Origin of the sequence: Bradyrhizobium sp. SZCCHNR1002 (assembly GCF_032381435.1) — a bacterium.
Lineage (GTDB): Bacteria > Pseudomonadota > Alphaproteobacteria > Rhizobiales > Xanthobacteraceae > Bradyrhizobium > Bradyrhizobium aeschynomenes.
This window is the reverse complement of sequence record NZ_JAUHIS010000002.1, coordinates 157,057-180,813: the sequence shown is the minus strand read 5'-3', so window position 1 is coordinate 180,813 and position 23,757 is coordinate 157,057. Positions and strand designations below refer to the sequence as shown.

Sequence of the window (23,757 nt, the reverse complement as noted above, 5' to 3'; positions counted from 1 at the left end):
GGATGACTCAGCCCGCGCCCATCGCGACGGCGATGCGGTAGGTCGTAAACGCCGCCGCATAGGCGAGCGCGAACATGTAGACGAAGGTCACGGCCATCCAACGCCAACTGCCAGTCTCGCGGCGGATGACCGCAAGCGTCGAGGCGCATTGTGGGGCGAAGATGTACCAGGCGAGCAGCGCCAGCGCCGTGGCGAGGCTCCATTTGCTGGCCAGCACCTGGCCGATCTGTTCGGCCGCTTCCTTGCCGCCTTCGATGGCGTAGACGGTGCCGAGCGCAGCGACGGCAACCTCACGGGCGGCCATGCCGGGCACCAGCGCCACTGCGATCTGCCAGTTGAAGCCGACGGGCGTGAGCAGGGGCGCGATCGCCTGGCCGATCATCGCGGCCAGGCTGTAATTGATCGCGGGCTCGGTGGCGGCCTCCGGCGGCTGCGGGAACGAGGCCAGGAACCAGATCAGCACCATCATCGCGAAGATCGTGGTGCCCGCGCGCTGCAGGAACATCTTGGCGCGGGTGTAGACGCCGATCGCGATGCCGCGCAGCCGCGGCAGCTTGTAGTCCGGCAGCTCCAGCATGAACGGCGCCGGCTGGTAGTCGCGCATCAGGAAGAACTTGACCAGGAACGACACCAGCAGCGCGCTGACGATGCCCGCCGCATAGAGCCCGAACATCACGAGGCCCTGCAGGTTGATCAGGCCCCAGACCTTGGTCGGCGGGATGAAGGCCGAGATGATCAGCGTATAGACCGGGATGCGCGCCGAGCAGGTCATCAGCGGCGCGATCAGGATCGTCGTCAGACGGTCGCGGCGGTTGTCGATGACGCGCGTCGCCATGATGCCGGGGATCGCGCAGGCGAAGCTGGAGAGCAGCGGGATGAATGCGCGGCCATGCAGGCCGGCGCCGCCCATGATGCGGTCCATCAGGAACGCGGCCCGCGCCATGTAGCCGAAATCTTCCAGCAGCAGGATGAACAGGAAGATGATGATGATCTGCGGCAGGAAGACGATGACGCTGCCGACGCCGGAGATCACCCCGTTCTGCAGGAAGCTCTGCAGAAGGCCTTCCGGAAGCTGGTCGTGGACCAGCTGGCCGAGTGCATCGAACGCCGCCGACAGCAGCTGCATCAGCGGCTGCGCCCAGGCGAACACGCCCTGGAACATGACGAACAGGATCGCCAGCAGGATGAGGAGGCCGCCGACCGGATGCAGTGCGACGGAATCGATGCGGGCCGTCCATGTGTCGGGCCGCTCCGGCAGGCTGACCGTGGCCGCGATGATGCGATCGGCTTCGCGCTGGGTCGCGCGCAACTCCGGAACGGTGAGGGGACGCCAGGTGTTGGCGCGGTCACCGGTGGCCGCCTCGGCCCGGGCCAGCAAGTGATCGGTAAGCTGCAGGAGGTCGTCGGTGCCGCCCTTGCGGACGGCGATCGAGGTCACGACAGGGACGCCCAGCGCCTGCGACAGGCCCGCGACGTCCACGGTCACACCACGCCGCTTGGCGATGTCGAACATGTTGAGTACGAGCGCCAGCGGCCGGCCCGTGCTCTTGAGTTCGAGCAGAAGCCGGATCGTCAACCGCAGGTTGGTGGAATCGGCAACGCAGAGCACCAGGTCGGGCAGGACCTCGCCGGTGGCGCGTCCGAGCACGAAATCCCGCGTGATCTCCTCGTCCGGGCTGCGGCCGCGCAGGGAATAGGTGCCCGGCAGGTCGACCAGCGAGATCTGGCGGCCCTGCGGGGTGACGAAGCCGCCCTCTTTCCGCTCGACGGTGACCCCGGGATAGTTCGCAACCTTCTGGCGGCTTCCCGTCAGGGCATTGAAAAGCGAGGTCTTGCCGCTGTTGGGCGTACCCACCAGGGCCAGATGCAGCAGAGGGCTTTCCATGAGCGAGGCTTTCCGCGCGGCTTACGCCACGATCACGGCCATGGCTTCGCGCCGGCGGACCGCGACGGTGATGTTGTCCACGCGGACGGCGATCGGGTCGCGCCCGACGATCCCTTCATGCAGGATTTCGACCCGAGCGCCCTCGACGAAGCCGAGTTCGATCAGTCTGCTCTCCAGCTCGACGTCCGGGAGGGACGACGTCGCGCCGCCAGCGGCAAGATGCTGGATCGTTCCGGTGTAGCCACGCCGGGCCAGACCGAGCGGCAGAGGCGGCCGTGTATCGCAGATTTCGCTCATAGCCTGTATTTTCAATCGCGTGCCAAGAGGTCAAGCGCGGCATGGTCAATGCCGCGGCATCTTAGAGCGATTTTAAACAGACCGGGCGGGCCGCCGTCTGATCTGCCTCAAGGAGCCGCGGCGGATGCCGTGTGCCTGCTGTCCACCGTCGCCTTCGGCTCGAGGCCGGAGGAGGCCGCGGCGCGGCTCTTGAAGTGGTCGAGCACGAACAGCCGGATCGCCGAGGACAGGTTGCCCTGCTGGCGATTGTTGTCGATCTCTCCGACCAGCTCGGACAGGGTCATGTTCCGGAGACCCGAAATCTCCTTCATTCCGTTCCAGAACGCCTCTTCGAGGCTGACGCTGGTCTTGTGACCTGCGACCACGATTGAACGTTTTACGACGGGCGACTTCATCACGCGTCCTCGCCATTGATACGATGTTGATCGAGTAAATCATTCGCGCGCTTGTCGCGTTGTGCGTCAGTTGCGCGTTCGGACTTCGTCCTGCCATGGCGAGCACGGTTGCTTTCGGCGACCTTCGCTGCCTGATCGCGCTCTACGCGCTTTCTAAAACGCTTCAAGTTGATGACGTCCCCCATGCTTGCTCCAATCATCTAAGGCATCGAACGTTGCGAAGAGAGCATGCGCGTTGCGCAGATGAGCCTTGGCGTTATCCAGACAATCACGTCATCGCTCCCTGATAGTTCGATAGCCGTTCGCGACTGTGCGAGCGGGTTTTGTATTCACTGAACGCAGCAGAACTTGTAGTCGAGAGTATCCTTTAGGGGTTAACAGCGAGAATTGCATCACCCCCCGTAGTACTACGGGACTACCGTCATGACCTTCCCGGTCTCGTCATCATCTCTGGCTGTACGAGGCGGTCGAATTCATCCTCGGATACGAAGCCGAGCCGCACGGCTTCCTCTTTCAGCGTGGTGCCGCGCTGATGCGCTGTCTTCGCCACTTTGGCGGCGTTGTCGTAGCCGATCCTCGGCGCGAGCGCTGTCACCAGCATCAGAGAACGCTGCATCAGTTCGCGAATTCGCGCTTCGTCCGCTTGGATTCCGGCCACGCAATGTTCGCTGAATGAACGGGCGGCGTCACCTAGTAATTGTATGGACTGCATCATGCAATGTGTGAGTAATGGTTTATAGACGTTCAATTCGAAATGGCCCTGGCTGCCCGCCAGAGTAATTGCGGTGTGATTCCCGAATATCTGGCAGCATACCATGGTCAGCGCTTCGCACTGAGTCGGATTCACCTTCCCCGGCATGATCGAGGAGCCCGGCTCGTTCTCGGGCAGGATCAGCTCGCCGAGCCCCGAGCGCGGACCCGAGCCCAGCAGGCGGATGTCGTTGGCGATCTTGAACAGGGCGGTGGCGGCGGCGTTGATCGCGCCGTGCGCATAGACATAGGCGTCGTTCGAAGCCAGAGCTTCGAACTTGTTCGGCGCGCTGGTGAACGGAAGTCCGGTGATCGCGGCGACGTGCTTGGCGAACAGCTCTGCAAATCCCGGATCCGCGTTGAGGCCGGTGCCGACGGCGGTCCCCCCTTGGGCGAGCGGCAACAGGTCGCGTGCGGCCGTCTCGATCCTGGCGACGGCGCTCTCGACCTGCGCGGCATAGCCGGAAAACTCCTGGCCGAGCGTGAGCGGCGTGGCGTCCTGCGTGTGGGTGCGGCCGATCTTGACGATGTCCTTGAACGCCTCCTGCTTGGCGCGCAACGCCGCCAGCAGTTCCGACAGAGCCGGCACGAGATGGCCGGAAACGGCCCGCGCTGCGGCGATATGCATCGCCGTCGGGAACGAGTCGTTGGACGACTGGCTCATGTTGACGTGATCGTTCGGATGCACGGGCTTCTTGGTGCCGCGCTCGCCGCCGAGCAGCTCGCTGGCGCGATTGGCGATCACCTCGTTGAGGTTCATGTTGGTCTGCGTGCCGGAGCCGGTCTGCCAGACCACCAGCGGAAAATGGTCGTCGAGCTTGCCGGCGACGATCTCCTGCGCAGCTTCGATGATCGCATCCGCCATCCGCGGCTCCAGCAGCCCGAGCTCCCGGTTGGTCTGCGCCGCCGCGAGCTTGACGAGCGCCAGCGAATGCACGAGGCCCATCGGCATGCGATCATGCCCGATGCGGAAATTATGCCGGCTGCGCTCGGTCTGTGCGCCCCAATAGCGATCGGCCGCGACCTCGATCGGACCGAAGCTGTCGGTCTCGGTCCGCGTCGGTCCGGAGGACGATGAACTCGCTGATTTTGTCATGACGCATGCCCATGATTGGTCGCGAACCGGCATTCGCCGGTTCAAGCATGCGTCAATCTATGGGCTCCCGGGCCGTTCCGCGCGCGACGAATCGCGCCTACTTCTTGCGAAAGCGGTCGAGACGGACGACCTCGGCGCCTTCGCCTGGGCTGGGCGGAGCGGCCGGCTTGTCCTCGCCTGCGTCGGCTGTCGGACCAGGCAGCGGGGCCGCGACGGCCACCGGGGCAGGAGCAGCCGGAAGCTTCGGGCTGGGCGGCGTTTCGGCGATCGCTTCCGACGGTTCGAATTGCAGGCCGAACTGGACCGACGGGTCGAAGAAGCTCTTGATGGCGTGGAAGGGCACCACCAGCCGCTCCGGGACGCCGCCGAACGACAGCCCAACCTCGAAACGATCCTCCGACACGACCAGATCCCAGAACTGGTGTTGCAGGATGATCGTCATCTCCTCCGGATATTGCGCAAGCAGCCGCGGCGACAATTTCACGCCCTCGGCCTTGGATAGGAAGGTGATGAAGAAATGGTGCTCGCCCGGGAGGCCATGCACGGCGGCATCGCTCAGCACCCGGCGCAGCACCCCGCGCAGCGCATCGCGCGCCAGCACATCGTATCGAATATGATCGGTCGCCATGATCGGTCCTGTATCGTGATGGGCCGCGCCCCGCCTTGCCGCAACACCGCGCCCGCAAGCGCAGCAGCATCCCCGACTCGCGTTTCGTCCATCGTACCCCGGCTGGGCGCCGAGGTCAGCAGCCAAGCCGGTTCGACCGGACATATGGGAACGCGCAGAAGCCGGCGGAAGTCCGGAAGATGAAGGAATGAAAGCGAAGGGGTACCAACGGAAGGGGGGCAAAAGAGGGGGTGCAAAGGAGGGCGTGCCAAACGAAGGACCCCGCAAAGGACCTCCCATGCGTCGTGCACGTGAAAGTGGAGGCTTCTGCTTATGCGGGAGTAAGCTGCTGGCAAAGAACAGTTTTTTGTTTTTGGGTAATCCTACGGTAAGCCATTGGGATACCAAACTGATCTGCCCCTTCCAGCCTTTGCCCCGTCAACCTCACATAGGATGGCGATCCACACGGGTAGGGCGATTCGGAATGCAACCCTTGTTGTGTTGCATCCTGGCCGCGGTAATATTGGGGCAATCTACCACACGTGGTTTCGGAGAGCGGATTCGCGATGTCGGTGCTATTTCAGGACGATCTTCCGCACATAGTGTTGAACGTTAGAACTCGGAACCCGATCCAGCTAAACGACTTCGTATCGACTTTTTCCTCACTAGCAAGTCAGTACGAAAAGTTCGTTCAAGACGAAGTCCCTGCCTTGTCCGACGATGCAAATATTTTTGTCCGCGAAGTGCGCGCAGGTTCGATTGAGGCCGACCTGATACCTTGGGCCATGAGTGGTTTGAGTTCGGTTGTGAATGTGATCCAACAGATTGATCATTGTAAAGTTTGTTCGTACATACGGAGCTTCGCTTTCGACGTACCTTGAAGGCTCGCAGAACAGTAATGCGACCCGCTCCGACCTTAAAGATTTCATGGGAGCCGTTACCGCAATCGCCAACGATCCTGATGGGCGCGCAACGTTGCAGGCAGTCGCGTTCGAGGACGGGGCAAAAAAGGTCAAGGCTGCAATTTCATTCGACACCTCGGAAGCGCGAGAGGCTCAGCGTCAAATCGAGGCGCAAAGGCGCTCGTTGGAAACGTCATCCAGCGCAGATCATCAACGCATGCTTATGGTCTTTACGCAATCGAACGTTAAAGACGTGGCAACAGGAAAGCGCACCGGCGAACGTGTTCTGATCGAGGACATCTCTCAGCGAGATTTGCCTCTGATCTATGCATCTGAACTCGCAGAGCAGCGAATAAAACATGAAGTCAGGGACGCCGACGAAAATGTCTACAAGAAGGGCTTTATCGTCGACGTAAATGTACAACTGGCGGGCGGAAGGCCGGCGGGGTATCGGGTGACAAACCTGCATCAGGTGATCGATTTGCCTAGTGATCAAAGGAGCTAGTTCCGCCTAGCGGCTAGAAGTTGGGCGTGCGCTGGGCAGCGCTTCCCGCATTGCACCGATAGTCTGTTGACAAACCAACTTCAGCTGCTACTCGATTCCGTTCTGTTTGCGATTTGAGAGCTGCGCAACGGATCTTTTCCGCGCCTTCCTAAGTAGGTTGAGCTTGCGTGCTTACTACGGAGAATTCTGTTGGGGCGTTACGCGATTGTCTTTCACAATCCGACAGGAAGGTTCGCTCTGGAAGCCGGATGGGGGGGTGCAGCGAAGCTCCATTAGGACACCGTCCTTCGAAGGAACGGTGACAGTCTGCAATTCATCCAAGCCGGCAGTATTTCCATTCCCCTTTGGGGTCTGGGGCAGCTCAACGCTGACATCATAAGGAGGGATTTCGCGCGGACTTTGAGATGGCATCTGCTGAGGATCGATTGGCGCGAAAGGCCGCGTACCGATGTTCCAATAAATCGCCGCAGCATGAACTCCGACTGACGCTAGAAAGCCGAAAGCTGCAAACATCCAACTACGCCGATATTTGAATTTTTTAGTCTTGCGGCTTCCTTCATATGTTCCGCGAAAGCCGGAGACATCGATCTCAAGCTTGTAGCGCGAACTAACTTCTTTGCTGCTTCCTTCCTCGCTACTGCCGGCACTTCCGCTTATCGGATCGATATCCTCACGCATCGGTGACCTCGCTAGGCATTGCACCTATGGAACCATTATCATGAATCTTGTTCAAATCCTAGGCGTGATCAGCGATTTTGTTTTCGAATCCCCGAAATAGCGTCGTCGACGGGCGCAGCATCGATGCAGGCTCTTCTAGACCCGAATCCGATTGGTGATTTGATGGTGCTCCAACGAGAATGACGCGAAGAATTCGGCGGTGGAGGCTCTCGATGTCGAGTTCGTCGGCTTCAGCCGTGGCAGTCACGGACCGTCCTTTTGGCAACTTTATTTTCTCCCGAGTCATAGTTTCGAGAGGATGTGGAACATTCCGATTAAAAAGTGCCCGCCGCAAATTTGCTTGTTCTTACCCCGATGCAGCGCGACTCCGTGCTGGTAATCGATCGGTAAGCCTACGAAAAAGTACTCGGAGATCCTCGAGGTTTTTCGACAACGAAGACCGAAATATACAAACGGAATCAACATGCAATACTGACGAGTAATAGTGGAGGCTTCTGTTGCCAGGTGCCTCCGAACCCCGCCTAACGGAGCTTAACCCGTTAGGACTTTAAGGTGGTCTTTCAAACTGCGTTACGCAGCCTGAGCAACCGGAGCAAAGTTGTCGTTGGCAACTATTGCAGTAGCCCGATAACGGCGGAACAATACCGGGAAAAAGCTCGCCCTTTACGCCCTCGTCGATCCTATTTCGCCCCCGCCAAAACCCATGCTTCGGTGGGCTTTGGTGGAGGCGCCGGGTACCGCCCCCGGGTCCGAATGGTTTATTTCGACGGCGATTTATTTCCATAGCCGGCAAGCCGGCACCCCCTATATAGGCCGTCGGCCGCCGGCTGCACAGGGCCCACGGGCCCCGACCTTCGACAAAAATGTGGGCCGTTGCACAGGAACTTTCCGTCCTGCCTTGGCAGACCGGATTTTGTCCTCCTAGAGTGCATTATGCCTCCCGAGATTGCGCCGGCTGTCCATCCCGCGGCCGACATCGCGAAAATTCCGCCCAGCCTGCGCACGCTCTTCTTCGCATTCGCGAAAATGTCGCTGTCGGGCTTCGGGGGCGTGCTGGTGTTCGCCCGCCGCGCGATCGTCGACGAGCACCGCTGGATGACGGCGGAGGAATTCAACGAGACGTTTGCGCTCTGCCACTTTCTCCCCGGACCGAACATCGTGAATCTTGCCATGGTGTTCGGCGCGCGACTGCGAGGGATCGCCGGCGGACTCGCAGCCTTTGCCGGTCTGCTCGGGCCGCCGATGCTGCTGATCACCGCGCTCGGCGCCCTCTACGGTCACTATGGGCAGGCCGAGGCGTTGCGGCGGGCGCTCGAAGGCGTGTCCTGCGTCGCCGTGGGCCTGCTGGCCTCGGTGGTGCTTCGCATGATCTCGCCGCTCCTGAAGAAGAGCGACGTGCTCGGCCTCGTCGTCATGGCCGCCGTCTTCGTCGCGATCGGGCTGGCGCGTCTGCCGCTCCAGGAGGTTCTGCTGGTGGCCGTGCCGCTCAGTCTTGCGATTACCTATGCCAGGGCGCGGTGGGCCCGATGAGCGGGGACGACAATCCGCTGTCGCAGCTGTTCTGGACCTTCGCCCTGATTTCGCTGTTTGCGGTCGGCGGCGCTGTGGCCGCGATTCCCGAATTGCACCGCATTGCGGTCGATGTCCGGCACTGGATGACCGACAAGCAGTTCGCCGATGCGTTCGCGCTGTCGCAATTGTCGCCCGGTCCCAACGTCATGATCGTCGCCCTGATCGGCTATTCGGTCGCAGGCGTTGCGGGTGCCGCGGTTGCAACGCTTGCGATGTGCGGCCCGACGGCCGTTCTTGCTTATGCCGTCAGCCGCTGGCTGTCGAACGCGAAAGGCGCTCGCTGGCCCGCGATGGTGCAGGCCGCGCTGGTGCCGCTGTCGATTGGCCTGATGGCCGCGAGTGCATGGATTCTTGGGCAGGCCTCGGATCAGAGCTGGCGGGCGTTCGCGCTGACGATCATTGCGGCCGTCGTTGCATCCTTGACGCGACTCAATCCGCTCTGGCTGCTGGCCGCGGGAGGATGTCTTGGTTTTGCTGGCCTTCTCTAGGGAAAGCCGCTAGGCAAAAACTGAAGTGGGTCCGGATTGCTTCGGGCCGCCGAACGAGAACAGTGCCGGCCGTCAAGGCCGATCGGGGAGGGCGAGGACATGGCCGAGACCACGGGCCAATTGTCAGGTGGGACAGCGAGCGTGCCTGGTGCACGCAGCATGACTGGCGCATCGATCATTCTGGTCCTTGCCTTCGCGCCGCAACTCATCGAGCTGCTGATCGCGTTGGCCGGTGTCGTCGCGCCGCTGTCCGGCCGCGGTCCGCTGCAGGTCATCTCGGCACATGCGTCGGCCTTGTCGATCGCCATCCCGAGCCTGGCGCAGCAATATGCCGCAGGCGGCAAGTCCTCGTTGTCCTCCGACGTCCTGCTGGCGCTCATCTACACCTACCCGCTGATCGCCGTCGCCGTGTTTACGTTCATGGTGCGGCCGCGCGCGCCGCAGGACTATTTCGGCGGCGTTGTGCTGATGGCGATCGCGCTGTTCGCGCTGTGGGCCTCCAGCGATCTGCAGGGCATGCGCGGATTCTCGTTCGGGGCCGGAACCGCACCGCGCATGTTCGGCCTGCTGCTGCTCGGGCTCGGCGCTGCCGTGGCCGTGATCGGCGTCGTCACTCCGGGGGCGCAGCTTGCGACCTATCATTGGCGCGGGCCGCTGTTCGTCTCTCTTGCGATCCTCACCTTCGCCGTCGCGATTCGGCCGCTCGGCCTCCTGGTCGTGGGGCTCGCGAGCTTCCTGATCGCGGCGATCGGCAGTCCGGAGACGCGCTGGCGCGAGGCGCTGATCGTCGGGGTCTGCCTGACCGGCGGCTGTGCGCTCCTGTTCCCCTATGTGCTGGGGCTGCCGATGCCGCTCCTGCCGCGTTTCCTTCTGCAATGAGGGCGTGATGGACCTGTTTGCAAATCTCGCCCACGGTTTCGCGGTCGCGCTGTCGCCGATCAATCTTCTGATGTGCCTGATCGGAGCGCTGGTCGGCACGCTGGTCGGTGTGCTCCCGGGCATCGGGACGATCGCCACCGTCGCGATGCTGCTGCCGATCACCTTCGGCCTGCCGCCGGTCGGCGCGCTGATCATGCTGGCCGGCATCTACTATGGCGCCCAGTATGGCGGCTCGACCACGTCGATCCTGGTCAACATACCAGGCGAGGCGACGTCGGTGGTGACCGCGCTCGACGGCTTCCAGATGGCCAAGCAGGGGCGTGCCGGCCCGGCGCTGGCGATCGCCGCGATCGGCTCGTTCTTCGCCGGCTGCGTCGCGACCGTTCTGATCGCGATCCTCGGCGCGCCCTTGACCAAGCTCGCACTGGCGTTCGGCCCGGCCGAATACTTCTCGCTGATGGTGCTCGGCCTGATCTTCGCGGTCGTGCTCGCGAAGGGCTCGGTGCTGAAGGCGATCGCGATGATCGTGCTCGGCCTGTTGCTGTCGATGGTCGGTTCCGACATCGAGACCGGCGTCTCGCGCATGGCCTTCAACATCCCCGAGCTCGCCGACGGCCTGGGCTTCGCCACCGTCGCGATGGGCGTGTTCGGCTTCGCCGAGATCATCCGCAACCTCGATGCCGGGGCGGGGATGGACCGCGACCTCGTGCAGAAGAAGATCACCGGCCTGATGCCGACGCGGAAGGATATGAAGGATTCCACGCCGGCGATCCTGCGCGGCACCGTGCTCGGCTCGATCCTCGGCATCCTGCCGGGCGGCGGCGCCGTGATCGCCTCGTTCGCGGCCTACACGCTCGAGAAGAAGCTCGCGAGGGATCCGTCGCGCTTCGGCCGCGGCGCGATCGAAGGCGTCGCTGCGCCGGAGAGCGCCAACAACGCCGCGGCGCAGACCTCCTTCATTCCGCTGCTCACCCTCGGCATCCCGCCGAACGCGGTGATGGCGCTGATGGTCGGCGCGATGACCATCCACGGCATCGTGCCGGGCCCGCAGGTGATGCAGAAGCAGCCCGATCTGGTCTGGGGCATGATCGCCTCGATGTGGATCGGCAATTTGATGCTGATCATCATCAACCTGCCGCTGGTCGGCATCTGGGTGCGGCTGCTGCGCGTGCCCTATCGGCTGATGTTCCCCTCGATCGTGATCTTCTGCGCGATCGGCATCTATTCGGTGAACAATGCGCCGGTCGATGTCGTGCTCGCAGGCGCGTTCGGCCTGGTCGGCTACTGGCTGATCAAGCATGATTTCGAGCCGGCGCCGCTGCTGCTCGGCATGGTCCTGGGGCCGCTGATGGAGGAGAACCTGCGCCGGGCGCTGCTGATCTCGCGCGGCGACTGGTCGGTGTTCCTGACCCGGCCGGTGTCCGCCATTCTGCTCGCGATCGCCATGGGACTGCTGGTGCTGGCCGTGCTGCCGACACTGCGCCGCAAGCGCGACGAGGTCTTCGTGGAGAGCGAGGGCTGACCTGCGGCCGCACGCCGCAGCCGCAAGTCGAATCGACCTCTGACAAGGCGCTGTGATGCCGCTATCACCAGCGCAGGCCCGCAGCGGAGCGGGCGACGAGGGAGGTAATTTCGATGAGCTGGTGCGGTCGTGCACTTTCGATCGGTTGGCTGCCGGTGATCGCCGGCCTTCTTGCCGGGGTCGGCGTGGCGACGACGCCGGCCAAGGCGCAGAACTATCCGACGCGCAGCATCACGATGATCGTACCGTTCGCCGCCGGCGGCCCGACGGACGTCATCGCGCGCATCGTCACCGGGCACATGGCGCAGACGCTCGGCCAGAGCATCATCATCGAGAACGTCGTCGGCGCCGGCGGCACCACCGCGACCACGCGCGCGGCCCGCGCCGCCAATGACGGCTACACGCTGATCACCGGCCACATGGGCACTCATGCCGCCGCGGTGCCGCTCTATCCGAAACTCGCCTATCATCCGGAGAAGGATTTCGAGCCGGTCGCGCTGCTTGCGGGCACGCCGATCCTGATCCTGGCGCGCAAGGATTTCGCGCCGAAGGATACAAAGGAGTTCGTCGACTACATCAAGGCCAACAGCGAGAAGGTCAACGCCGCTCATGCCGGCGTCGGGTCGGTCTCGCATGTGTCGTGCGAACTCCTGAACTCGATCCTCGACGTCAAGCCGGTCGGCGTCCCCTTCAATGGCACGGGGCCTGCGATGAACGCGCTGGTCGGGGGGCAGGTCGACTACATGTGCGACCAGATCGTCAACGCGGTGCCGCAGATCAACGCCGGCACCATCAAGGCCTATGCGATCGCAACGCCCGAGCGCAATCCGGCGCTGCCCAACGTCCCCACCACGACGGAAGCCGGCCTGCCGAAGTTCCAGGCCCAGGCCTGGAACGCGATTTTCGCGCCGAAAGGCACCCCGGCACCGATCATCGCCAAGCTCAATGCCGCCGCCGCCAAGGCGCTCGACGACGAGGGCGTGCGCAAGCGCCTGCTCGAACTCGGCAGCGTCATTCCCGGCGCTGCGGACCGCACGCCGGAGGCCCTGGGGGCGCTGGTGAAGGGCGAAGTCGTCAAATGGAGCGCTGTGCTGAAGCCGGCGAGCTAGCCTGCCGGCAGACGACCAGGACGGGAGGGGGCGGACCGCAGGGTTCCGCCCCTTGCCATTTGCGGCGCGGCGACCGACATTTTTCAGGGTATAATCGGCGACCGGGCCGAGTCGAGACTAGGGCTCGGCGAACCCCGCCGTTAAATTCGCCGCCTTCTGCGAAAGGCCGCCAGCGCGAACCATGCACCAGTATCACGATCTGCTCGAACGCATCCTGTCCGACGGCGCGGAGAAGCACGACCGCACCGGCACCGGCACGCTGTCGGTGTTCGGCCACCAGATGCGCTTCAATCTCGCCGCCGGCTTTCCGCTTCTGACCACCAAGCGGCTGCCGCTGAAGGCGATCGTGCACGAGCTGCTGTGGTTTCTGAAGGGTGACACCAACATCAAATATCTGCACGACCACGGCGTGACGATCTGGGACGAGTGGGCCGATGCCAACGGCGATCTCGGCCCGGTCTACGGCTACCAGTGGCGCTCATGGCCGACCCCCGACGGTGGTCATATCGACCAGATCACGAACGTCGTCGACATGATCCGCCGCAATCCGGATTCGCGCCGTCTGATCGTCACGGCCTGGAATCCGGCCGACGTCGAGAAGATGGCGCTGCCGCCGTGCCACTGCCTGTTCCAGTTCTACGTGGCGAACGGCAAGCTGTCGTGCCAGCTCTATCAGCGCTCGGCCGACGTCTTCCTCGGCGTGCCCTTCAACATCGCCTCCTACGCGCTGTTGACGATGATGGTGGCGCAGGTCACGGGCCTGAAGCTCGGGGAGTTCGTGCATTCGTTCGGCGACGTGCACCTCTATTCCAACCACATCGAGCAGGCCCGCCTGCAGCTGACCCGCGCGCCCCGTCCGCTGCCGACCATGACGCTCAACCCTGGTGTCACGGACATCTTCGGCTTCCGCTACGAGGATTTTGCGCTCGCCGGCTACGATCCGCATCCGCACATCAAGGCCGCGGTCGCGGTGTAACGCATGTCGCTGTCCATCCGCCGCGCCCGGCCCGACGACATCGGCGTCGTATTTGCGCTGATCAAGGAGCTCGCCGACTACGAGAAGCTCGCCCACGAGATCGTGGCCACCGAGGTCGACATCGCCGGCGCATTGTTCTGCGAGCATCCGACGCTGTTCTGCGACATCGCCGAATGGAACGGCGAGGTCGCGGGCTTCGCGGTCTGGTTCGTCAACTTCTCCACCTTTGCCGGAAAGCCCGGCCTCTATCTTGAGGACCTGTTCGTCCGCCCGGCATTCCGTCGCAACGGCATCGGCCAAGCGCTGCTCGGCCATCTCGCCGCGACCTGCGTGCAGCGCGACTGGGCGCGGCTGCAATGGTCGGTGCTCGACTGGAACGCGCCGTCGATCACCTTCTACAAATCGCTCGGGGCGGAGCTGATGGACGAGTGGACGCTGTGCAAGGTGACGGGCGAAGCACTGACTCGGCTGGCGGAGAAGGCGCCATGATCGAGATCGTTCTCGTCGTCGCGATCGCCGACAACCGCGTGATTGGTGCCGCCGGTGGCATTCCGTGGCGGCAGAAGAGCGACATGCAACGTCTCAAGGCCATGACGATGGGGCGGCCGATCGTGATGGGGCGCAAGACATTCATCTCGTTTCCGCGCCGGCCGCTGCCCGGCCGCACCAACATCGTCATCACCCGCGATTCTCAGTTTCGCGCGCCCGGCGCGGTCGTGACCCACACCGTCGACGAGGCGCTCGCCATTGCGCGGGGCGATGCGCTGCGGCGTTCAGCCGCGGAGATCGCGATCCTCGGCGGCGCCGAGATTTACGCGGCGACGATGCCGCTGGCCGACCGGCTGGAGATCACCGAGGTCCATGCGAGCCCTTCGGGCGATACGCTGTTTCCCTCGATCGATCCCGCCCAATGGGAGGAGACGGCGCGCGAGCGCCATGCCTCGGGTCCCGATGATCAGGCCGAATATTCCTACGTGACCTATCGCCGGCGGCGGTGAGCGTTTCTCTCCGCGGACCGATGCGGCCGCCACTCCAAGACCATCCGTTAATGATGAAGTCGCGTTGTTTGGCCGCGCCGGGCCTGTCCAGCCGCGGCAAACGGGCGCTTGCCGCCCTGTTTACATTGACAAAACCCGGTTCGGGCTTAGCTGGAGCGCTACGTTGTAAGGGGCGGGGCCGTCCCTTATAACCCGGCCACCGTCGGGGCCGGCGTTGTGCACTATCAGCCTCTCGGAGGAGATCGATCGATGGCGTGGAAGAATCAGGGCGGAGGCCCGTGGGGTCCGGGTCCGAAGGGACCCTGGGGCTCGGGACCGCAACCGGTCGGTCCAAGGCCCCCCGACCTGGAAGATCTTCTGCGGCGTGGCCAGGACCGGCTGCAGCAGTTCATCCCCGGTGGCGGCTTCGGCGCCGTCGGCATCCTCCTGATCGTGGTCGGCGCCATCGCCATCTGGCTGCTGTCCGGCTTCTACCGGGTGCAGTCCGAGGAGCTCGGCGTGGTGCTGCGCTTCGGCAAATATGTCCGCGATGAGCAGCCGGGCCTGCGCTATCACCTGCCTTACCCGATCGAGACCGTGATGCTGCCCAAGGCGCTGCGCGTCAATTCGATCTCGATCGGCATCACCGCCAATGACGATCCGGGCCGGCGCGGCCGCGGCGGTCGCGACGTGCCGGAGGAGAGCCTGATGCTGACCGGCGACGAGAACATCGTCGATGTCGACGTCACCGTGCTGTGGCGCATCAAGCCGAAGGGCGCCGCCGACTTCCTGTTCAACATCCAGAATCCCGAGGGCACCGTGAAGGCGGTGGCCGAGAGCGCGATGCGCGAGGTGATCGGCCGTTCGAACATCCAGCCGATCCTGACCGGCGCCCGCACCGTCATCGAGCAGAACGTGCAGGAGCTGATGCAGAAGACGCTCGACACTTACGGCTCCGGCATCCAGATCACCCAGGTGCAGATGCAGAAGGTCGATCCGCCGGCCCAGGTCATCGAGGCGTTCCGTGACGTCCAGGCGGCCCGCGCCGACCTCGAGCGTCTGCAGAACGAGGCGCAGACCTACGCCAACAAGATCGTGCCGGATGCGCGCGGCCGCGCTGCGCAGATCCTGCAGACGGCGGAAGGCTACAAGGAGCAGGCGGTCGCCGAGGCCAAGGGCCAGAGCGCGCGCTTCCTGAAGGTCTATGACGAGTACAAGAAGGCGCCCGACGTGACCCGTGAACGCATCTATCTCGAGACCATGGAGCGCGTGCTCTCGGGCTCCGAGAAGCTCGTGCTCGACGGTGGCCCGTCCGGCGGCCCCGTCCCGCTGCTGCCGCTCGGCGATCTCGCGCCGCGCCGCCAGGCGCCGGCCGCTCAGCAGGGAGGCGTCCGATGAGGTCCCCCGTCACAGGCATCCTGTCGCTCGTCGTCGTGCTCGCGCTCGTCGTGATCGGCTACAGCTCGCTGTTCACCGTGCAGCAGACCGAGCAGGCGCTCGTGGTGCGGTTCGGCAAGCCGGTCGACGTCGTCACCCAGCCCGGCCTGAACTTCAAGGCCCCGTTCATCGACAACGTGATCTCGATCGACAAGCGCATCCTCGACCTCGAGAACCCCTCCCAGGAGGTGATCGCGTTCGACCAGAAGCGGCTCGTGGTCGATGCCTTCGCGCGCTACAAGATCAAGAACGCGCTGCAGTTCTACCAGAGCGCCGGCTCGATCCAGCAGGCCAATATACAGCTCGGCACCCTGCTCAACGCCTCGCTCCGCCGCGTGCTCGGCGAGGTCACCTTCACGCAGGTCGTCCGCGACGAGCGTGAGGTCCTGATGCGCAAGATCCGCGATCAGCTCGACAAGGAGGCCGATGCCTACGGCATCCAGGTGGTGGATGTCCGCATCCGCCGCGCCGACCTGCCGGAGGCCAACAGCCAGGCGGTCTACAACCGGATGAAGACCGAGCGGCAGCGCGAGGCCGAGGAGTTCCGGGCGTTAGGTGGCCAGAAGGCCCAGGAGATCAAGTCCAAGGCCGACCGCGAGGCGACGGTGATCATTGCCGAGGCCAATTCGACGGCGGAGCAGACCCGTGGTGCCGGCGATGCCGAGCGCAACCGGCTGTTCGCCGAGGCCTATGGCAAGGATCCGGACTTCTTTGCCTTCTACCGCTCGATGACGGCCTATGAGACCGGCCTGAAGTCCGGCGATACCCGCTTCCTGCTGCGGCCGGATTCGGAGTTCTTCCGCTACTTCGCCAACCCGTCGGGGAAGGCGGGGGCGCAAACGCCGTCGGCGGCCAGCACGACCGCTGCGGCCGCGCAGGCCGCCAAGCCCTGATGTCGGCGGGGGTCGGTCGATCCCCGGCGAATATGAGTTGACACGGACGGGGCGAAGCCGTTGCTTCGCCCCGTCTGACATCAAGAAGGTCGAACGGGAGGTCCGGGTCCGATGAGGTCCATTGCGTTTTCCGATTTCCTCATCGGATTAGGTATCCTGTTCGTGATCGAAGGCCTGATGTTCGCGGCAAGTCCCGAGTGGATGCGCCGGGCCATGAAGACCGCGATGACCACGCCCGACAACGTGCTGCGTGCCGTCGGCATCGGCTCGGCGGTGGCCGGCCTGATCCTGATCTGGGTCATCCGGCGCCCGATCTGACGGGCCTCGTCCGGCCTCGCTGCGCCGCGGCTGCTTCCGGCGTCCAACCGATTGCGTTTGCCGCCCGGCCAACGCCATTGTGAGGCGATGGCTGCGCCATTTTGACGTATTAGGTCGCCTTCAATGATGAATCGGGCGGTCCGATCGGGCGTGCTTGCGTCCCCGCCCGGTTCCGGCGCACTGTACCGATTGAATTTGCCGACTTTTCTGGAGATCCGCCCGATGACCGCAACCCTTGCTTTCAGCCGTCGCCTGCGTCCCGTCCTGACTGCGGTTGTCCTGGCCGCGGGCTGGGCGCTCGCGCCGGTCCCGGCCTCGGCGCGCGGACCCGAGGGGATCGCCGACGTCGCCGAGCGGGTTATCGACGCCGTGGTCAACATCTCGACCTCGCAGACCGTCGAGGCCAAGGGTGGCTCCTCCGAGAACCGCAACGCCAATCCGCAGGTGCCGCCGGGCTCGCCGTTCGAGGAGTTCTTCGACGATTTCTTCAAGAACCGCCGCGGCGGTCCGGGCGGCCGGGGCGGCGCCGACAACTCGCCGCGGCGCACCAACTCGCTGGGCTCCGGCTTCATCGTCGACGATTCCGGCGTCGTGGTCACCAACAACCACGTCATCGCCGACGCCGACGAGATCAACGTGATCCTCAACGACGGCACCAAGATCAAGGCCGAGCTGGTCGGCGTCGACAAGAAGACCGACCTCGCGGTGCTCAAGTTCAAGCCGCCGCGGCCGCTGACGGTTGTCAAGTTCGGCGACTCGGACAAGCTCCGCCTCGGCGAATGGGTGGTCGCCATCGGCAACCCGTTCAGCCTCGGCGGCACCGTCACGGCCGGCATCGTCTCGGCCAAGAACCGCGACATCTCGTCTGGGCCCTATGACAGCTACATCCAGACCGATGCTTCGATCAATCGCGGCAATTCCGGCGGTCCGCTGTTCAATCTCGATGGCGAGGTCATCGGCGTCAACACGCTGATCATCTCGCCGTCCGGCGGCTCGATCGGCATCGGCTTCGCGGTGCCGTCGAAGACGGTCGCCGGCGTCGTCGACCAGCTGCGCCAGTTCGGCGAGCTGCGCCGCGGCTGGCTCGGGGTGCGCATCCAGGGCGTCACCGACGAGATCGCCGAGAGCCTCAACATCAAGCCGGCGCGCGGCGCGCTGGTGGCCGGCGTCGACGACAAGGGGCCGGCCAAGCCGGCCGGCATCGAGCCCGGCGACGTCGTCGTCAAGTTCGACGGCCGCGACATCAAGGAGCCGAAGGACCTGTCGCGCATCGTCGCCGACTCCGCCGTCGGCAAGGAGGTCGACGTCGTCATCATCCGCAAGGGCCAGGAGCAGACCCTCAAGGTCAAGCTCGGCCGGCTCGAGGACAATGAGAAGGTCCAGCAGGCGGCGATCAAGAAGGACGAGCCGGCCGAGAAGCCAGCCACCCAGAAGGCGCTCGGGCTCGATCTCGCCGCTTTGTCGAAGGACTTGCGCACGCGCTACAAGATCAAGGACAGCGTCAAGGGCGTCGTCGTCACCGGTGTCGACCAGGCCTCCGACGCCGCCGAGAAGCGGCTGTCGGCCGGCGACGTCATCGTCGAGGTTGCCCAGGAGGCGGTGACCTCGGGTCTCGACATCAAGAAGCGCGTCGACCAGCTCAAGAAGGACGGCAAGAAGTCGGTTCTGCTGCTGGTGTCGAACGCCGACGGTGAGCTTCGCTTCGTGGCGTTGAGCCTGCAGTAGGCTCGGCGTTCGTCCTTCGGGGCAACCCTGGGCCGGCACACTCGCTGTCGTCCCGGCCTTGAGCCGGGACCCATACCCTTGAGGGAGCGGTTTGGGGCAGGTGGGTCATTGGCATTTTGCCCATCACCTCTGCTGCGGCGTATGGATCCCGGATCGGCGCCATGCCGCGCTTCGCGCGGCACGGCTTGTCCGGGATGACGACGGTGGATGGGTTCACGGCTCAAACAGCTGGGGCAGGTGACGGACGTGGCAGCGCGTTCTCGCGGCGATATCGCCCGAGGTCTGCGATCGCTCGTCCCTCGCAAACGTGCAGAGGGCGCAGGGAATGCCGGGTGAAGGCCTCACCCATGGCCCGCCTGCGAAAAAAATGCAGGCGGCAGGTACCACAGGCAAAGCCGGTTCAACCGGCATTCCCTGCGCGACGGTCTTCACGCTTATACGCAGTCTCCCTGGTGCGCCGGGCTTGTTGGCCACCATCACCACGCGGCACGTCAGCGCCATCGCGGCTTGATACCAGCGTCGGGGTATCAGGACGCTGCGATTTCACGTCCGCAGCAAAGCCGTTCGTCGGCGCGCCCGAAGACACGCTGCGGCTTCATCGCGGCCATCGCATCCCCACCTCGCGTGTCGTGACGATCGCGCGCAACGCCCCTCTGCGGTGAGGCGGGATGCGCGGAGATAATCATGATTTCAGATAAAACGCAAGAAGATTATTTTTTTCAGAATCTACTGCAGCGCCCCCGCCGGCCGGCGACGACGTTCCGGACACGGTGGAGCGCGCGGCCGGAGCCTCACAGCGATCGCTGATTGACCCGCTTCGACAGCTCCTCGGCATTCTCCTTGCGCTCGGAATAGCGGTCGACCAGGTACTCCGTCCGGTCGCGCGTCAGCAGCGTGAACTTGACGAGCTCTTCCATCACGTCGACGACGCGATCGTAATAGGGCGACGGCTTCATGCGGTCAGCGTCGTCGAACTCCGCGAAGGCCTTCGGCACCGAGGACTGGTTTGGAATCGTGATCAGGCGCATCCAGCGGCCGAGGACTCGCAGCTGATTGACGGCGTTGAACGACTGCGAGCCGCCGCTGACCTGCATCACGGCCAACGTCTTGCCCTGTGTCGGCCGGACGGCCCCGAGCGACAGCGGGATCCAGTCGATCTGGGTCTTCATCACCCCGGTCATCGCCCCGTGCCGCTCCGGCGAGCACCACACCATGCCCTCGCACCAGGTCACGAGCTCGTGCAGCTCTCCGACCTTGGGATGGTCGGGCCACGCGTCGTCGACCAGCGGCAGCCCGTGCGGATCGAAGCTGCGCGTCTCCGCGCCGAAGCGGGCGAGAATGCGTGCGGCTTCCTCGGTGAGAAGCCGGCTGAACGAGCGTTGCCGCAGCGATCCGTAGAGCAGCAGGATTCGCGGAGGGTGGGAGGAGAGCGCCGGCTCCAGCAGCTTCGCGCGGTCGATGGGATGGAAGGCGGTTTCGTCCAATTGAGGCATGGTGTCAGACAACGCGGTATCCTCCGGCAAAATGATCGGCGTTGGCCGTCCTCGTTCGAGATCCGCCGGCACAAGCGCTCAGAACGCCAAGCGCTCAGAACGCCAAGAGCTTAGAACGCCAAGAGCTTAGAACGCGATGTCCGCAGCGACAGCTTCGATGCCGGCCTTCGCGCAGATGTCGTCGTTGTCGCCTCCGGGCGCGCCGGATACGCCGATCGCTCCGACCTGCTGGCCAGCGGCCTCTATTGGCATGCCGCCGCCGACCATGACAACGCCGGGAACGTTGACGATGGCCCGCTCCGCGGCGTCCGGTCGTGCCAGCCGGGCTGCGAGCGTGCTCGTCGCCTCGCGCCAGCTCGCGGCCGTCCTCGCCTTGCCCGTCGCGGCCTCGAGGGTATGCCAGCCGGCGAAACGGTCGCGCAGGGTGACCAGCGCGAGCCCCGACGGATCGCTCACGGTCACGGCAGCCTGCCAGCCGCGTTTGCGGCACTCCGCGAGCGCCGCCTGTGCTGCCTTGAGCGCCGTGTCCGGCGCGATGATCCGCCGCGTCCATGTGGGCTCGTCGGCGCGCGCAACTAAGGCCGGGCCGAAAAGGAGGACGGCTGCGAGCAGCGGACGCAATACCATCACGCCGACAGCCATTTCGCCATGTCCTCGGCCTTCGGCAGCCCACCCGCGTGAACGACCTTGCCATCGATCACCACGCCCGGCGTCGAGGCGATGCCGAACCGGGCGATGTCGGCGAAGTCCGTAATCTTTTCCAGCTCGATCTCGATGCCGAGCCTGCTTGCTTCCGCGGAGACCATTGCTGCGGTCTGAACACAGCGCTTGCAGCCGGAGCCGAGAATCTTGACGTTCTTCATGGGGCTTGTCCTTTCATCCGAACAGGGCGTTGAACAAAAAGCCGACGGCGACGATGCCGGCGGCGACGACGCCCGCAAAGACGGCGATCAGCCGGAGCGTCAGTACCTTGCGCAGAATGAGCATCTCGGGAAACGAAAGCGCGATGACGCTCATCATGAAGGCGAGCACCGTTCCCAGCGCCGCACCCTTGCCGAGCAGCGCCTCGACGACCGGAATGATGCCCGCAGCGTTGGCGTACATCGGCACGCCGATCAGCACCACGGCCGGCACGGACCACCATTGGTCCTTGCCCATGATCGAGGCGAGCAGGTCGTTCGGGACATAGCCGTGAATGAATGCGCCCGCGGCGATGCCAACGATGATCCAGGCCCAGACGCGGCCGACGATGTCGCGCACTGCATCGATCCCGGCCCGGATTCGATCGGCGACGGTCGGCGAATCCGGCTGCAGCTCCGCCTGTCCTGCGCGTACGTTGCGAACCCATTCCTCGAGCCAGCCTTCGAGGTGCAGTCGTCCGATGATCCATCCCGCCACGATCGCGACCGCCAGGCCGAAGGCCAGATAGATCGCGGCGATCCTCCAGCCGACCAGCGCGAACAGAAGACCGAGCGCGACCTCGTTCACCATCGGCGCCGCGATCAAGAACGAGAAGGTCACCCCGAGCGGGACGCCGGCCGAGACGAAGCCGACGAAGAGCGGCACCGCCGAGCACGAGCAGAAGGGAGTGAATACGCCGAGGATCGCAGCCGCGACATTGCCGAGGCCCTCGCGCTTGCCGGCGAGCAACGCGCGAGTTCGCTCGGCTGAAAAAAAGCTGCGTACGACGCCCATGCCGAACACGACCAGCGTCATCAGCATCAGGACCTTCGGCGCGTCGAACACGAAGAACCGCGCGGCTTGTTCCAGATGGCTGTCGCGGGACACCGGCAGCGACGATACCAGCCATGCCGAGAACGCTTCCAGCTGCCAGTAGACCGCAAACCACAACGCGACCGCAGCTGCCGTCGCAATGATCCAGATCACAGCCGATGCCGATCCGTCAGGGTAGGTCGAAGCTTCGTTTTTCATGCTGCACTCCTGTTCGGCTCAGGCATGGCCGCCATGACGGCGTCGAGGATGGCGCGGCGATCGGGCGTCAGGTCAGGGCTCAGCCGATACCGGACCCACTGGGCGTCACGCCGGTCGATGACGAGACCGGCGGCCTTGAGGGCGGACATGTGCCGGCTCATGCGCGATGCGCTGGCTTGGAGCTGCCGCATGAGCTCGCAGACGCAGTGCTCGCCGCCGTCCCAAAGGATGCGCAGGGCGGCGAGGCGGGTCGGCTCGGCCAGAGCGGCAAGCAGCGGGACGGGATCGGACATGGTCCTAATATGTGCGTATTTTCGTATTTGCGCAATAGCGCAAATAATGGATCGCGGATCTGCGGTTTGACCGGGCAATCGGCGCGGCGCGGCGGCAGGCCGGCAATGGCAGGTGATGCGTGGCCCGCGCAGCGACGTCCCGCGAGCTCCCGGTCGGGAAATCAGGCGAGCTGATTGGCGTCAGGTCAATTGATGCACGGGATGGCCTTGCCGCCGCGGGCCGGAATGTGTTCGCGCGGCTGGTCTCGACGATGCGGCCCACCGAGCCGGGTACGAAGACCCAAAAGGTGCAGCGGACTGGGCGTCTGGGCTGCCAGCGGCGCGGATGTCCGGGATCTTCACCACGCGCGACGCCATTCGTTGTCCCGAACAGGGAGCGCGGCCTCGCTTGGCGAGACGCGCGCTGCCTATTGGACGATGGCTTGCTTGCGTCGCTTAGTTGCGAACGCTGCCGACGGTGATCGGAGCGACGAGCGCCGCGCTGCGGCGGTGATGAGCGAGCACGGCAAGCTGATGCGGCGAGGCGGTGCTGTCGACATTGATCGCGACGGTCTGCTGAGCAGCGGACGATGCGCCGACGACGGAGAGCTGATGCGGGGTCGCCGGCAGCGCGCCGACGTCGTAGCTCGGCAGTTCGCCGGCAATGGCCGCGCCGGTCAGCAGCGCAAATGCGACGAGAGAGCCGGGAATGATGTGCTTGATGGTCATCGGGAGGTCCTTCTGTGACGATGATCGATTGCATCACGTGCAACCGTTTTCGTTTTCCTTGGACGCTCCCTAGCGCTGACGGGAATATATGCGCTGCAGCATGATTTGACAATTCATCGATTGGTGATGCGGTTAAAGGGCCGTGCCCGACCTGCAATGATGCGGGATGCGAATGGTGTGATCGGCGATCTGAAATGAGATTGAAATGGAGTTACGTGGCAGCGTGCTGGATTGAAATAAAATCCTCAGCGGCGCACGCGAGACGTGTGAGCGCGTGTCGGCTTGCGGCAGATCTCGCTTGCAGTGGTGACAACGGCACG

General features: G+C 64.3%; 26 protein-coding genes and 1 other RNA gene. 13 read left to right on the top strand and 14 right to left on the bottom strand.

Going from position 1 to position 23,757, the window contains the following annotated elements:
* Positions 1–7: 7 nt before the first annotated feature.
* The 6 genes from QX108_RS13335 to QX108_RS13310 all read right to left on the bottom strand — a co-directional run bounded on the left by QX108_RS13335 (position 8) and on the right by QX108_RS13310 (position 5,051).
* Positions 8–1,885: a ferrous iron transporter B gene (locus tag QX108_RS13335; protein ID WP_172110981.1), complete on the bottom strand. Its 1,878-nt coding sequence runs from the start codon at positions 1,883–1,885 to the stop codon at positions 8–10.
* Positions 1,886–1,906: 21 nt separating this feature from the next.
* Positions 1,907–2,182, bottom strand: a complete 276-nt coding sequence (locus tag QX108_RS13330; protein ID WP_172110980.1) for a ferrous iron transport protein A — start codon at positions 2,180–2,182, stop codon at positions 1,907–1,909.
* Between the two features lie 107 nt (positions 2,183–2,289).
* On the bottom strand, positions 2,290–2,577 hold the full coding sequence (locus QX108_RS13325; protein WP_172110979.1) for a ribbon-helix-helix domain-containing protein: 288 nt from the start codon (positions 2,575–2,577) through the stop codon (positions 2,290–2,292).
* A complete protein-coding gene (locus tag QX108_RS13320; RefSeq protein WP_172110978.1) occupies positions 2,577–2,762 on the bottom strand; it encodes a DUF4169 family protein in 186 nt (61 codons plus the stop codon). Before QX108_RS13320 ends, QX108_RS13325 begins: the two co-directional genes overlap by 1 nt.
* A gap of 236 nt (positions 2,763–2,998) precedes the next feature.
* The gene (gene fumC, locus QX108_RS13315) at positions 2,999–4,423 is read right to left on the bottom strand and encodes a class II fumarate hydratase (protein ID WP_315785476.1); all 1,425 of its coding nucleotides are present in this window, start codon (positions 4,421–4,423) and stop codon (positions 2,999–3,001) included.
* 97 nt (positions 4,424–4,520) lie between these two features.
* Entirely contained in the window at positions 4,521–5,051 is a 531-nt protein-coding gene (locus tag QX108_RS13310) for an SspB family protein (RefSeq protein ID WP_315725849.1), read from the bottom strand.
* Between the two features lie 804 nt (positions 5,052–5,855).
* Here QX108_RS13310 and QX108_RS13305 point away from each other — a divergent pair.
* Positions 5,856–6,437 carry a hypothetical protein gene (locus tag QX108_RS13305; protein ID WP_315785473.1) on the top strand — a complete coding sequence of 194 codons (582 nt, stop codon included), beginning with the start codon at positions 5,856–5,858 and terminating at the stop codon, positions 6,435–6,437.
* Positions 6,438–6,611: 174 nt separating this feature from the next.
* Here the strand turns inward: QX108_RS13305 and QX108_RS13300 are convergent, their stop codons facing one another.
* Positions 6,612–7,115: a hypothetical protein gene (locus tag QX108_RS13300; protein WP_315785471.1), complete on the bottom strand. Its 504-nt coding sequence runs from the start codon at positions 7,113–7,115 to the stop codon at positions 6,612–6,614.
* Between the two features lie 483 nt (positions 7,116–7,598).
* Positions 7,599–7,953: a transfer-messenger RNA gene (gene ssrA, locus QX108_RS13295) on the bottom strand.
* A gap of 95 nt (positions 7,954–8,048) precedes the next feature.
* On the opposite strand from ssrA, the gene QX108_RS13290 reads away from it, so the two are divergent.
* The 12 genes from QX108_RS13290 to QX108_RS13235 all read left to right on the top strand — a co-directional run bounded on the left by QX108_RS13290 (position 8,049) and on the right by QX108_RS13235 (position 19,011).
* The gene (locus QX108_RS13290) at positions 8,049–8,645 is read left to right on the top strand and encodes a chromate transporter (RefSeq protein WP_315725851.1); all 597 of its coding nucleotides are present in this window, start codon (positions 8,049–8,051) and stop codon (positions 8,643–8,645) included.
* Positions 8,642–9,175 (top strand): chromate transporter, encoded by a 534-nt coding sequence (locus QX108_RS13285; RefSeq protein WP_315785468.1) that lies wholly within the window; start codon positions 8,642–8,644, stop codon positions 9,173–9,175. Before QX108_RS13290 ends, QX108_RS13285 begins: the two co-directional genes overlap by 4 nt.
* A gap of 99 nt (positions 9,176–9,274) precedes the next feature.
* A complete protein-coding gene (locus QX108_RS13280) occupies positions 9,275–10,054 on the top strand; it encodes a tripartite tricarboxylate transporter TctB family protein (RefSeq protein WP_315725856.1) in 780 nt (259 codons plus the stop codon).
* 7 nt (positions 10,055–10,061) lie between these two features.
* Positions 10,062–11,576, top strand: a complete 1,515-nt coding sequence (locus tag QX108_RS13275) for a tripartite tricarboxylate transporter permease (protein WP_315725858.1) — start codon at positions 10,062–10,064, stop codon at positions 11,574–11,576.
* A 113-nt stretch (positions 11,577–11,689) separates the two neighbouring features.
* The gene (locus tag QX108_RS13270) at positions 11,690–12,685 is read left to right on the top strand and encodes a tripartite tricarboxylate transporter substrate-binding protein (RefSeq protein WP_315725860.1); all 996 of its coding nucleotides are present in this window, start codon (positions 11,690–11,692) and stop codon (positions 12,683–12,685) included.
* Between the two features lie 181 nt (positions 12,686–12,866).
* A complete protein-coding gene (locus QX108_RS13265; protein ID WP_315725862.1) occupies positions 12,867–13,661 on the top strand; it encodes a thymidylate synthase in 795 nt (264 codons plus the stop codon).
* Positions 13,662–13,664: 3 nt separating this feature from the next.
* Positions 13,665–14,150, top strand: coding sequence for a GNAT family N-acetyltransferase (locus QX108_RS13260; protein WP_315725864.1), 486 nt, complete (start codon positions 13,665–13,667; stop codon positions 14,148–14,150).
* The gene (locus QX108_RS13255) at positions 14,147–14,659 is read left to right on the top strand and encodes a dihydrofolate reductase (protein WP_315785465.1); all 513 of its coding nucleotides are present in this window, start codon (positions 14,147–14,149) and stop codon (positions 14,657–14,659) included. Before QX108_RS13260 ends, QX108_RS13255 begins: the two co-directional genes overlap by 4 nt.
* 249 nt (positions 14,660–14,908) lie before the next feature.
* Complete coding sequence (gene hflK, locus QX108_RS13250) at positions 14,909–16,036, top strand: FtsH protease activity modulator HflK (RefSeq protein ID WP_315785463.1); 1,128 nt, start codon at positions 14,909–14,911, stop codon at positions 16,034–16,036.
* A complete protein-coding gene (hflC, locus tag QX108_RS13245; RefSeq protein ID WP_315725870.1) occupies positions 16,033–16,968 on the top strand; it encodes a protease modulator HflC in 936 nt (311 codons plus the stop codon). Before hflK ends, hflC begins: the two co-directional genes overlap by 4 nt.
* Positions 16,969–17,079: 111 nt before the next feature.
* Positions 17,080–17,286, top strand: coding sequence for a DUF2065 domain-containing protein (locus QX108_RS13240; RefSeq protein WP_172110965.1), 207 nt, complete (start codon positions 17,080–17,082; stop codon positions 17,284–17,286).
* Positions 17,287–17,508: 222 nt separating this feature from the next.
* On the top strand, positions 17,509–19,011 hold the full coding sequence (locus QX108_RS13235) for a Do family serine endopeptidase (RefSeq protein ID WP_315725873.1): 1,503 nt from the start codon (positions 17,509–17,511) through the stop codon (positions 19,009–19,011).
* Positions 19,012–19,802: 791 nt separating this feature from the next.
* Here the strand turns inward: QX108_RS13235 and arsH are convergent.
* The 6 genes from arsH to QX108_RS13205 all read right to left on the bottom strand — a co-directional run bounded on the left by arsH (position 19,803) and on the right by QX108_RS13205 (position 23,437).
* The gene (arsH, locus tag QX108_RS13230; protein ID WP_172111285.1) at positions 19,803–20,504 is read right to left on the bottom strand and encodes an arsenical resistance protein ArsH; all 702 of its coding nucleotides are present in this window, start codon (positions 20,502–20,504) and stop codon (positions 19,803–19,805) included.
* Positions 20,505–20,630: 126 nt separating this feature from the next.
* Positions 20,631–21,146 (bottom strand): heme-binding protein, encoded by a 516-nt coding sequence (locus QX108_RS13225; RefSeq protein WP_315785460.1) that lies wholly within the window; start codon positions 21,144–21,146, stop codon positions 20,631–20,633.
* On the bottom strand, positions 21,131–21,367 hold the full coding sequence (locus tag QX108_RS13220; protein ID WP_315785458.1) for a thioredoxin family protein: 237 nt from the start codon (positions 21,365–21,367) through the stop codon (positions 21,131–21,133). Before QX108_RS13220 ends, QX108_RS13225 begins: the two co-directional genes overlap by 16 nt.
* Positions 21,368–21,380: 13 nt before the next feature.
* Entirely contained in the window at positions 21,381–22,436 is a 1,056-nt protein-coding gene (locus QX108_RS13215) for a permease (RefSeq protein ID WP_315785454.1), read from the bottom strand.
* Entirely contained in the window at positions 22,433–22,729 is a 297-nt protein-coding gene (locus QX108_RS13210; protein ID WP_315725883.1) for a metalloregulator ArsR/SmtB family transcription factor, read from the bottom strand. The genes QX108_RS13215 and QX108_RS13210 overlap by 4 nt, the downstream gene beginning before the upstream one ends.
* A 435-nt stretch (positions 22,730–23,164) precedes the next feature.
* A complete protein-coding gene (locus QX108_RS13205; protein ID WP_315785452.1) occupies positions 23,165–23,437 on the bottom strand; it encodes a hypothetical protein in 273 nt (90 codons plus the stop codon).
* Positions 23,438–23,757: the final 320 nt, after the last annotated feature.